This is a genomic window from Methanococcoides seepicolus, from assembly GCF_023684405.1.
Classification (GTDB): domain Archaea; phylum Halobacteriota; class Methanosarcinia; order Methanosarcinales; family Methanosarcinaceae; genus Methanococcoides; species Methanococcoides seepicolus.
In genome coordinates, this window is the sequence record NZ_JAGSOI010000015.1 from 33,940 (window position 1) to 44,247 (window position 10,308).

The window sequence follows — 10,308 nt, forward strand, 5'->3', positions numbered from 1 at the left end:
TTCTATATGCATAAGGATTACTTATACTTTCTCGAATTCAGCACACCCATGCCACCACCAATACTGCCAGTAACACGATATATTGCAAGATCATCTCACTGATCGGACCCATTGAATGGTCCTGTTACAAGCTTTCCGCTTCTTTCCATCAGAACCTCGACCTTCTTCTCGGAATCCTCGATCTTCTGATTACAAAGCAGTGCCAGTTTCATACCTTTCTCAAAGGTCTCAATACTTTCATCAAGTGTAAGCTGCCCTCTTTCAAGCAGATCCACGAGATGTTCTAACTCCTCCAGAGATGCTTCGAAGGTCTGTTCTTTTTCTGTCGCCTCTTTCTCAGACTTGGTCTTCTTTGTAGTTCCCATATTATCACCCTTCATAATGCAGGTATTTCTTCCTATCATGGATTATATTTTCAACCTTACACTCAAATATCCCGTCATTGACAATAACATCCAATTGCGCGTTCTCCTTCAGCTCGCTAACACTTGAGATAGATACCTTCTTTTCAGGGTCTAAAGCTATACTATACCCCCTTAGGATCGTGTTCATGGGACTTACAGCATTGAGCCTGGACGAATGGAATTTAAGTTCGAACGCTTTATTCTCTATGATCTTTCCCATGGAAGAGGTAAGTTTCATGGTAAGCTCATCCAGATACTGCGAATCCTGCATCAGCATGTCCATGATATGTTGCGGCTCCAGTTTCTTCCGGGCATGTTCCAGCCGACCTTTCCCTTCTGAAATAACATGCCCCACCTCCTTTTCCAATCGGGAGGACAATGTTGCAAGATGCCTTTTTACCTCTTTCTGATCCGGCACTACAAGTTCTGCCGCAGCAGAGGGGGTCGGAGCACGCATGTCAGCAGTAAAATCAGCAATGGTAAAATCCGTTTCATGCCCCACAGCGGAAACTATCGGTTTTTTGGAATTGAAAATAGCCCTTGCGACCACCTCTTCATTGAAAGCCCACAGGTCTTCAAGGGAACCGCCACCCCTTCCCACAATGATAACGTCAACATCCGTCTGGTTAAGCAGTTCAATTGACCTGACAATACTTTCCGCAGACCTCTCACCCTGAACAATGGTAGGGCTTAATAGGATATTGACCGGATACCTGCGACCGATAACATTCAGAATATCATGTACCGCAGCTCCTGTGGGAGAAGTTACAACCCCGATCCTCAGAGGATATTCAGGTATTGGTATTTTGTGAACATCACTGAAGAGACCTTCTTTCTCAAGCTTGTTCTTAAGCTGTTCATAAGCCTTGTATAACTCGCCCACACCATCGGGACGAATGTCCTGAACATAAAGCTGATACTGCCCACGAACCACATACACATCCACTGAACCGAATACCAGAACCTTCATGGACGATTCCAGCTCGAACCGGAGATTCCTATTCACAGACTTGAAGCTGACACAACTTATCTGACTTTTTCCATCCTTGACCGTAAAATAATAATGACCCGAACTATGCTTTGTAAGATTGGAGATCTCCCCCTGCACCCAGATCTGATTAAGTTTAGGATTGTTCACCAGGGTGTTCTTGATGAGGTTGTTCAGTTCTGTAACAGTATATGCGGGCATAGTTCAAGTCTCCATCATGACGTACAATTAGGTCTTTTTCCTATTAGTATATAGAGCGAGCGGGTTGAAAGTAATTTAAGTATGGATACGTAAATAAATTATTCATAGGCATCATTGACATAAAGTCCCAGCTTGTAAGAATACAACGACATCTTTTATTAGGTATGAAAGGATAAATCATTTTAATGTCTGCTACAAATGGATCAACTTTTCTATCCAGGCTGGATAAAACGGGAACTGATATTCTCAAATGCATGCATTGTGGTGTTTGTACCGGCAGTTGTCCATCTGGAAGGCATACGAGCCTGAATGTAAGGAATTTGCTCAGGAAGGCTCGCAAAGGTGAATCTGTGCTTTCTGATGAGACCCTTTGGACGTGTACAACATGTTACAATTGTCAGGAACGTTGCCCGAGGGGAATTGATATTGTTGATGCTATTTTTGAGATACGTGCAATAGCAGTACAGGAAGGAATTATCCTTAAGGAACATCGCACCGTGGGTAAATTGCTGGTCGAACATGGACATGCAGTGCCCATAAATGCTGAGAACAAAGCAAAGAGAGAAGCACTTGGGATGGATGCTTTGCCACCTACAGTACACAGTTTCCCGAATGCATTGAGTGAAGTTAAGAAGTTACTTGCCAACTGTAAATTCGATGAGTTGATGTCAAATGAGTGAATCTGCAAGGAAGGAACACGAAATGAACAAATTGTCGCTGTTTCTCGGGTGTGTGATCCCTAATCGATACCCAGGTATTGAAAAAAGCACAAAGCTATGCCTTGAGAAATTGGATATCGATTGTGTCGATCTTGAAGGGGCTTCATGTTGTCCGGCACCGGGAATTCTTCGGTCGTTCGATAAGACCACATGGCTTGCCCTGTCCAGCAGGAATATTTCATTAACCGAAGATCTTGGACGTGACATGCTTACTATCTGTAATGGATGTTATGGGTCCCTTGCCGATGCAAATAATGAATTGAAAGCTGACGAGGACCTTAAGGAAAGTGTTAATTCCCACCTTGCAGCCGTAGACAGGGAATTTAAAGGTACACAGGATATTCGCCATATTACGGAGTTCTTGTATCAGGAAATAGAGCCCGAAAATATACGTGAGCTTGTCACAAACCCCCTGGAGATCAGGGTTGCTGTGCATTATGGCTGTCACCTGCTGAAACCTTCAAAGGGAAGGGTAGGCATGAGTGTGGAAAGGCCTTCTTTCTTTGATGAACTTGTTGAGGCCACAGGCGCAGTAAGTGTGGATTATCCTGATAAGATGGAATGTTGCGGTGCTGGCGGAGGGGTCAGGTCTGCTTTGAGTGATGAGGCCCTTGCCCTCACAGAGCATAAATTGTCAATGATAGAAGAAGCAGGGGTTGATTGTATTGTCAATGCATGCCCGTTCTGCCACATGCAACTTGATGTGGGACAAACTGACCTTAATGAAAGAGATGGCACAGAGCATTCAATACCGGTGCTACATTACACACAATTATTGGGCCTTGCTTTTGGATATACCGTAGAGGAACTGGGCATTGACCTCAATTCTACATTGAACAAAGCTTTTTTTGAGATGATCGAGGATCGACCTTAATTCTCACTTTTTTACATGCATGCTGCTCTTGAACAAAGCATGTGGGGTTTTAAAAAATGAGAAGCTGGTTGTTTAAATCAGCTTGTTGATTGAGTTGATCTCATCCATGATATCAAGACCGGGTGTCTGTAGGCTAATGAATATTGAGACTTCGTTCCGAATTTTATTTTTCTGCCATGTCAATTATCTCCCGAATAACAATAGGCCAAGTAACAGTATAATTGCAAGACCTATCATGATGGCAAAAATGAGTGTAGGAAAATTTTTGTGATTCATAAGGCGTAATTTGAACCCACCGTATAAATAAAATGCCACTTCATTCACTATTTTTCTAAAGAAAATCATATGCAGGAATAATTACTTTTGGAGTTTTACAACTCTTATGACCAGAAGAGGAAACCAAAATCAGATCAGGAAGTTAGAAATAAGTTAATGAAAAAAAAGAAAATGAAAAGCTGGTTGTTTAGACCAGCTTGTTGATTGGGTGGTTCTCATCCATGATCTCAAGACCAAGCTCTTTTGCGGTCTCTGCAAGGATGATATCTACCATTGCGGTTGCAGGGTAGACTGTGTCAGTGTTCTCGATAGGACCGAACAGCTGGAAGTTAGAACCGAGTGTCTGTGGAACAAGGTTCGTTCCGATATCTGCTGGCATGTAAACTGCTTTACGCTGCTCTTTTGTTTCGAAGCCCTTCTTGTAATCCTTCATCCAGTCCCATGCAGAAGCAAGGTTGTGGTATCCGCCACCTACAGGGAGACCGAAGTGACCCTTTACAGCGATTACTGCCCTCATGGATGCACCAGCGCCTGCTCCGAGTGGAGTTGCAGCTACATCAATGAGTGGTTTTGTGATGCCACAGTCCTTTGCGATGTCGAGCATACCCATGGTCTGACCTGGACCACCGGTCTCAAGAACCTCAAGTTTACCTTTTACGGTTGGGTCTGTTGCGTTGAACGCAAGGACGATAGAAGCATTGATATCACTCTTTCTGATAGCTTCGATCTCATCGTCATGAATACTGCCGTTGATAGAGTTGTAGATAGCCCTGTCAGCTACACCGATCTCTGTAACGTATTCTGCTGCTGCAGCACGTACTTCGCCTGCGGATGAGTCGATAAGGAAAGGTGTCTTGTCATCTTCTGCAACGAACCAATCGATGTATTTCTTGATAGCCTGTGGTGTTTCACCGACAATCTGGTTAACGCATGGATTACCTGTTACATCGGTCATCTCAAGCATGTGGTTCCAGAGATTGTCTGCTGCTTCCTTGTCGAAAACTCCCTCATCTTCATCGGTCACGATCTTGTGTCTGTTGTAGAACATTGAACCGATCAGAATTGTTGGGTACTGCCCGGGCTGACCGCCGAACTTGACGCCGCCAACCTCGAATACTTCCTGTTTCTTGTCAAATTTAAACATGTTATTACCTCTTATCAGATGAGTATAGGAGAGAGTGAAATGTAGATCAAGAATATCAATATACCAGCTATTGCTCCGTACATTATGCCTATATCCCTACCTAATTTCTTTCCGATCCTCTGTGCGATCTCACTGTTTACGAATTCGATCTTCTCGTCGATCAAATTGAGCTTCTCAAGAACCTCATTGAAATCTGCAGGGTCTGTTACAACACTTGGTGTTGTGTTCTTTGCGTCGCTCATATTACACCACCTACCTGCCAGATGATCAATGGGAGTATCAGTACCATCAGAACTGCGAATCCAAAACCGACAATGAAGCCGGTTGCAGCTGTGGCATTAACTCCGGAGTCGAGCTTCTGGTTCCTTGCGATAAGCTGAGCCCTGTATCGAATTCTATCGACAACGTTTTCAATGGCACCCATCTGTGGGCTGATTACCATTGGGACTCCCTGTCCAGATTCTATTTCTTCTGCCATGTCAATTACCTCCCGAATAACAATAGGCCAAGTAGTGACAGCGTAATTGCAAGACCGATCATGATACCTTCGACCTTACCTGCGTGTACGCCTGCGTGGTACTTGTTCCAGTTACCGGCAATGACCATTTCTCTGTCAATATCAAGGATCCTGTTCCTGATAGTTGCGATCTCAGCTGCCATTGGCTTAAGTCCGCCGGCCTCTTCCTCACCTTCGCCGCCAGCTTCGCCGACTTCGAGGACCATAGGATCAACATCAAGTGCTCCAAGGTCTTTTGCCACACATTCTTTGATCTTTGCAACGATCTGTCCCATATCTTCGGTACCGATCATGTCGATCATTTCAACCTGCTGCTGAAGTCTTTCGACCGCTTCATCAGTGAGGTTCTCAACATAAGGAATAGCACCTGTCGCGCCCACAATACGGTTATCACTTACACCGTTCTTGTGGACCATCATGAACGCTTCACCGGTAATGTGTCCTTTGACTTCGGAACCGGTAATGATCACGAATCTGATGTTAGGGTTTCCAATGATCTGTGCAACGACCTTCTCCAGACCAAGGTTCTCTGTTTTACATGGACCTGTAATTGCAGCTCCTGCTTCAAGTTGTGGGCCGCCAGGTATGTGTGATCCACAGGTGATAACAGCAACGCAGTTCTTTACGTCCCCTACCTCGTATTCACCTTTTAGGGTTGGCCAGTCTACTGCTGGTTCTCTTTTATCTACCATATTATAGACCTCCAATCAAACTGAGGATGTATAGTGTCAATGCTACCATACCTGAGAAGATAAGACCGACTATAACACCATAGAAAGTGTTACCGTAGAAACCTGCTTTTAATGCTGTTTCTTCCCTTCCTGGGAAGGCGTTCAAAAGCTTCATGTCAGGTGAAAGTGAATTGACCAGATCATCAGCGATCTTATCAAGTTCATTTACCTGTTCCATGACAGGGTCCATTGAGTAACAGATGATGTCCTCACGTTCTGCTGCCAGAACTGATGTAAGTGGGTCCAATACAAGATGTGCTTCTGGTGCTACGTGTACCATGCTCATTCTAATTCCTCCTCAGTAGGCAGAAGACCGGTTCCAAGAACCTTATATGCGTCTCTGTTAACGAGTTTGACATACTTACTGAATGCAATGTACCAGATGATAACACCGATCAGTATAGATGGAATCGCGGATGCGCCATCTGCGACGGTTGCTACGATACCTGCAACGACCATTGTGATCGCACCTTTCTCAACACCGGTCATCAATGTCCTGTCCTGTTTTTCATCAGGGCCAAGGTTCGCATTGAATGGATGGAGAATTGCCATACCACCAGCGATGAAGATAACTGCAATGTATCCGGTTGCAACAACGGTTTCCAGTACTGCATCGAACATGAAGGTACCTGTCATTGCGACACTAAGGCCGATGATGGTAAGCGCACCTGCACCAGCGATCTCTGTCATGGACTGTTCCATAATAGGAATGCCCATTCCAAGGACCTTGTTAGCGAGTACACCAATGACAAGTCCGATAATTGCTGCTGTAATAAATGCTACGATAGGTCCGGCAATGCCGCCTACTGCAAGTCCGAACATGGATGCAACAACACCCATACCAAGTGCCATCATACCAATGGATGGAACACCGGTACCAAGACCGTAACTTGCTACACGCCTGACAGCTGCACCTCCCCAAACGATCGCACAGATAGCGCCAAGTGCACCAATGAATGCGAATGCGGGTGATGCAACGGAAAGGAAATGACCTCCGTATGCTCCTGCGAGACCTCCGAGAGTTCCCAGAGCGATCAACTTATTCTGTGGAATGCCACCTGTGGCTTCTCCACCAGCTCCTCCTGCGGACATATCAGAGACCTCCGATAGTGATTATACCAACGAAAGCACACATCAATGTTGCCACAAAGGATGCAAGAACTGCCTTTGGCCATTTCTTGAACTTAGGGTCGTGGAAACCTTCGATGGTTCCTCCAATGTTGTATGAAGGAATAACAGCGTTCACGAAAAAGATACCTACAGCGAAAATGCTGGCAAGTGCTACAAGGTTACTCTGGGTGAGACCAGTGCTGGTGCTCATGAGTGAGTAGTAGATAACTGAACCGCCAAGCCCACCAAGAGCTCCGCCAATAACACCACTTACGTATGAGACGGTTGGAAGTCCGTGTCCCTCAGTACCCTGTGAAACATAGATGTCCTGCCTGTCTTTTGTGATAGGGTCATAGTCTACTTTTGCGGATGCTGGTGGTACACCAACACCATATACGTAAACCCATGTCCCCACGATCATTGTTACAGATATCATGATCATTGCACCGACTCCACCGGATGCAACGACAAGTAGGGGACTATCAGATACTGCCATAACGGCTCCTGCGGTCACAAGCCCTGTAAGACCTGCTCCAGCAGCCAATTGTACAGTACCGGTACCAATACCGGTTGCCTGAGCCATAGCTGCAGGTGCTCCACCTACAGGCACGAAGTGAACACTCCATGAAATAAGCATACCGCCAAGGGTTACCATTGCGATGTATAAAATGTTCTCTGCGATAATTCCTGCTACATCTATCATGCAGCGACCTCCTCTTCTTCCTTGTAAGGACCAAATGCCTTACGTGCTGCTACTTCGATCTTTCTGTTCCAGATGATCATAAGTAACACCAAAATTACCCCTGCTGCAACTGAAAGCCATCCCATTGTGAGACTGGTAGCAGGGTTAAAAACAGCTGTTACCCAACCGCTTAAGAAAACGGTCATACCGAATGCAAGACCGGTTACTGGGCCTCCGAACTTTGCACAGAACCATGAATTGTCGATACCATTACGAAGACCAGATTCTGCTTTCCTTACAATGTTACCGGAATTTGCAGCATTGAGACCTGATCCGAACTCAACGTTCTGGAATTCACGCTCTGCACCATAATGAACATCACCAGTGGATGAACCGATAGCTCCGACAGTGATTCCCCAAATGAACGCAAGAAGCGTAAGTGGGAAAGGATGTGCAAGAACGGCCACCATAATGTATGATACAACAAGGATACAGAATGTTGTAATGAATGCATATCCCATCATCACTGGCGTATGTGATCTGAGAATATCAAGGTAGATTGGTTGTCTGAAACGTTTCTGACTTGCGGTACGGCCCATGTAAGCCGTAATACAATATGTTCCGTGTACTGCGGTAGCAACAAGTGCACCAATAGCGATAGCAAAGATCACAGACAGACTTGCGGTCATCAATACAGATGCCACGGTTCCGCCAATAGCACAGATCAGTGCATTCGATGGTGGTTCACCAGAAATTGCTTTGTTGTAGATCCTATGTGGATACATCATCTGGGGAGCTAGCTGTACTTGTGAATTTGGGTTACTCTGAGATCCGACATCAGATTCGAGATCCTCAGTTGTGCCAGCAATAGTTGCGGCAGCGCCCATAAGTGCTAGAACACCCATGCCCATGAGTGGTTCCATTTATTTTCCTCCTTCGTAGTTCTAAATCAATAATATAAGTGCGAATAATATACACTATCTTCGATATTTTAGCCACATATTACGTAAATATGGCATAGACTAACGTAAGATGGTCAGCATTATCTAAAATCATTCATAAACCTTTCGGAACTTTTCTGGAAAAAAAGGGTTCTGCAAGAATTATTCTCATTCTCGCCTGTCGAACCTTAGAATATAAATATCAGGACGTGGCTGCTTGCCGCTCCCTCTGCCAAAATCCATGTAACAATTGCTACAAAGCATACGTGCATTGATAGATGCAATCTCAGCAGTTCCAGGAATAAGGCGGACAAAAAGGAAAGAGGGGGTCGATCTCAAGGGATGTGACCGTTTCAGTAAAGTATTTGAGGATATGCTCTTCGAAGACCTCCAGATCATCCAGTTGGAGTCCCCGCGTATTTATTGTAACACCGCCGCATCCACAGGGAAGGGCAAAGGCATCCATTTCGATCAGAAAGACAGGTATACCCAAAAGTTCCCGAAGTTTATTCTCCAATGCTCCACGTGCTTTCAGCATATCTTGTGTCATAGTCATGTTCTAGCTCCTGATGATCCCAATGATACCATACAACGTCCATTCTCATCCTGGGAATATACCCGAATGACCTTCTCAGCAAGGCGCTTACAATATCCACACTTGTGGCAGACCTTGTCGCATCTTTTCCATTGCTCGATGGCCCCATTCAGCTCACTGTTCGGGATAAAGAAATGGTCCTTCAGGTCCTTTATGCTATCCAAAAGGTCCATAAGATTGCCTTCATAGCTCTCATTAGCGTAAGCATCTACGGCATTAAGGATCCAGTTGACGAACTGCGTCCTGCCACCGATCTTGAATGTGTCCGTAATATGCCTATATTCCCTAAGGTCCTCCGGCCTGATCCAGGGGGATTTTATGAGCTGTTGCGGATCATTGATCCTCAAGGACAGGCACTTGAAGTAGTAATAATCATCAAGCACATTCGGCTTTGGCCCCGGACCATTGGCATGTGAGAAGAAATTGAAGTGAGCATACCTGAAGGGGCACTGATACAAACATGCCTCGTTTACAAGCAGCTTCAGATCGCATGATACTGCGTCCCGTATCGCTTCCAGTTTATCGAATTGCCGATTCACTGCAGGATCGATGACTATCGTAGTTGCTCCAAGTTGTTCATAGAACTCGGCCTTCTGCGGAGAATCCACAAAAGAGAGTACCGAGACCACCACATCCATATCATAATCCTTTGCGAGCATTTCCACAAAAAGGGGATCTGCAACAGTGATCGAATCTATCCCGATGCCGTTCAACTTATCGAAATACCAATCGATGGTTCGGTAACCTTCCGGCGTAAGTTGCTGTCCACCCATACAGGAACTGTTAAGGACTATCTCCATCTTCACGCCTTATCATGTGCGCACTCTGTCTGTATAGCGATCTCCTCAAGCTTCGGCGCACTCAGGTTGGTCCTGCCAGTGCCAATATAATCGGGAGACCCTGCCATATAGACAGCATAGATGTCATCAGATCCTGAAAGCAGGTCTTCAAGTCCTTCAAGATGACCTACATGTGGTACATACAGCTTCATTGAAACCATTTATAGTCAAACACCCAACATTTTGGACTTCTGTTTTTCACTAAGAAACTTTTCAATCCATCTCTTTGCAAAGCTAATTTTTGATGAGCACTCCATAAATTTCTCATGTATTAAATCCCGCATATG

16 protein-coding genes are annotated in these 10,308 nt (G+C 45.1%); 2 read left to right on the plus strand and 14 right to left on the minus strand.

Annotated features, from left to right (window positions below):
• Nucleotides 1-95: 95 nt before the first annotated feature.
• Both KDK67_RS05475 and xseA read right to left on the minus strand, forming a co-directional pair.
• Complete coding sequence (locus KDK67_RS05475; RefSeq protein ID WP_250867828.1) at nt 96-365, minus strand: exodeoxyribonuclease VII small subunit; 270 nt, start codon at nt 363-365, stop codon at nt 96-98.
• Between the two features lie 4 nt (nt 366-369).
• Nucleotides 370-1,593, minus strand: a complete 1,224-nt coding sequence (gene xseA, locus KDK67_RS05480; protein WP_250867829.1) for an exodeoxyribonuclease VII large subunit — start codon at nt 1,591-1,593, stop codon at nt 370-372.
• Nucleotides 1,594-1,778: 185 nt separating this feature from the next.
• Here xseA and hdrC point away from each other — a divergent pair, with 185 nt between their 5' ends.
• Nucleotides 1,779-2,273, plus strand: coding sequence for a CoB--CoM heterodisulfide reductase subunit C (gene hdrC, locus KDK67_RS05485; protein WP_250867830.1), 495 nt, complete (start codon nt 1,779-1,781; stop codon nt 2,271-2,273).
• Between the two features lie 22 nt (nt 2,274-2,295).
• Nucleotides 2,296-3,186, plus strand: a complete 891-nt coding sequence (gene hdrB, locus KDK67_RS05490; protein WP_250867844.1) for a CoB--CoM heterodisulfide reductase subunit B — start codon at nt 2,296-2,298, stop codon at nt 3,184-3,186.
• Between the two features lie 463 nt (nt 3,187-3,649).
• Here hdrB and mtrH read toward each other — a convergent pair whose 3' ends face one another.
• The 12 genes from mtrH to KDK67_RS05550 form a co-directional block, all read right to left on the minus strand.
• The gene (gene mtrH / locus KDK67_RS05495; RefSeq protein WP_250867831.1) at nt 3,650-4,606 is read right to left on the minus strand and encodes a tetrahydromethanopterin S-methyltransferase subunit H; all 957 of its coding nucleotides are present in this window, start codon (nt 4,604-4,606) and stop codon (nt 3,650-3,652) included.
• A gap of 14 nt (nt 4,607-4,620) precedes the next feature.
• Entirely contained in the window at nt 4,621-4,848 is a 228-nt protein-coding gene (gene mtrG / locus KDK67_RS05500) for a tetrahydromethanopterin S-methyltransferase subunit MtrG (RefSeq protein WP_250867832.1), read from the minus strand.
• Nucleotides 4,845-5,084, minus strand: coding sequence for a tetrahydromethanopterin S-methyltransferase subunit F (locus KDK67_RS05505; protein WP_172362725.1), 240 nt, complete (start codon nt 5,082-5,084; stop codon nt 4,845-4,847). The genes mtrG and KDK67_RS05505 overlap by 4 nt, the downstream gene beginning before the upstream one ends.
• 5 nt (nt 5,085-5,089) lie before the next feature.
• On the minus strand, nt 5,090-5,815 hold the full coding sequence (mtrA, locus tag KDK67_RS05510; protein ID WP_250867833.1) for a tetrahydromethanopterin S-methyltransferase subunit A: 726 nt from the start codon (nt 5,813-5,815) through the stop codon (nt 5,090-5,092).
• A gap of 1 nt (nt 5,816) precedes the next feature.
• Nucleotides 5,817-6,140, minus strand: coding sequence for a tetrahydromethanopterin S-methyltransferase subunit B (locus KDK67_RS05515; RefSeq protein ID WP_250867834.1), 324 nt, complete (start codon nt 6,138-6,140; stop codon nt 5,817-5,819).
• Nucleotides 6,137-6,946: a tetrahydromethanopterin S-methyltransferase subunit MtrC gene (gene mtrC / locus KDK67_RS05520; RefSeq protein ID WP_250867835.1), complete on the minus strand. Its 810-nt coding sequence runs from the start codon at nt 6,944-6,946 to the stop codon at nt 6,137-6,139. Before mtrC ends, KDK67_RS05515 begins: the two co-directional genes overlap by 4 nt.
• Nucleotide 6,947: 1 nt before the next feature.
• Nucleotides 6,948-7,667, minus strand: a complete 720-nt coding sequence (gene mtrD / locus KDK67_RS05525; RefSeq protein ID WP_250867836.1) for a tetrahydromethanopterin S-methyltransferase subunit D — start codon at nt 7,665-7,667, stop codon at nt 6,948-6,950.
• Complete coding sequence (mtrE, locus tag KDK67_RS05530) at nt 7,664-8,569, minus strand: tetrahydromethanopterin S-methyltransferase subunit E (RefSeq protein WP_250867837.1); 906 nt, start codon at nt 8,567-8,569, stop codon at nt 7,664-7,666. The genes mtrD and mtrE overlap by 4 nt, the downstream gene beginning before the upstream one ends.
• A gap of 186 nt (nt 8,570-8,755) precedes the next feature.
• Nucleotides 8,756-8,986, minus strand: coding sequence for a DUF5402 family protein (locus tag KDK67_RS05535; protein WP_250867838.1), 231 nt, complete (start codon nt 8,984-8,986; stop codon nt 8,756-8,758).
• A complete protein-coding gene (locus tag KDK67_RS05540; RefSeq protein ID WP_250867839.1) occupies nt 8,874-9,143 on the minus strand; it encodes a DUF5402 family protein in 270 nt (89 codons plus the stop codon). Before KDK67_RS05540 ends, KDK67_RS05535 begins: the two co-directional genes overlap by 113 nt.
• Nucleotides 9,140-9,982: a peptidase U32 family protein gene (locus KDK67_RS05545; RefSeq protein WP_250867845.1), complete on the minus strand. Its 843-nt coding sequence runs from the start codon at nt 9,980-9,982 to the stop codon at nt 9,140-9,142. The genes KDK67_RS05540 and KDK67_RS05545 overlap by 4 nt, the downstream gene beginning before the upstream one ends.
• 2 nt (nt 9,983-9,984) lie before the next feature.
• Entirely contained in the window at nt 9,985-10,182 is a 198-nt protein-coding gene (locus tag KDK67_RS05550; protein ID WP_250867840.1) for a hypothetical protein, read from the minus strand.
• Between the last annotated feature and the right edge of the window lie 126 nt (nt 10,183-10,308).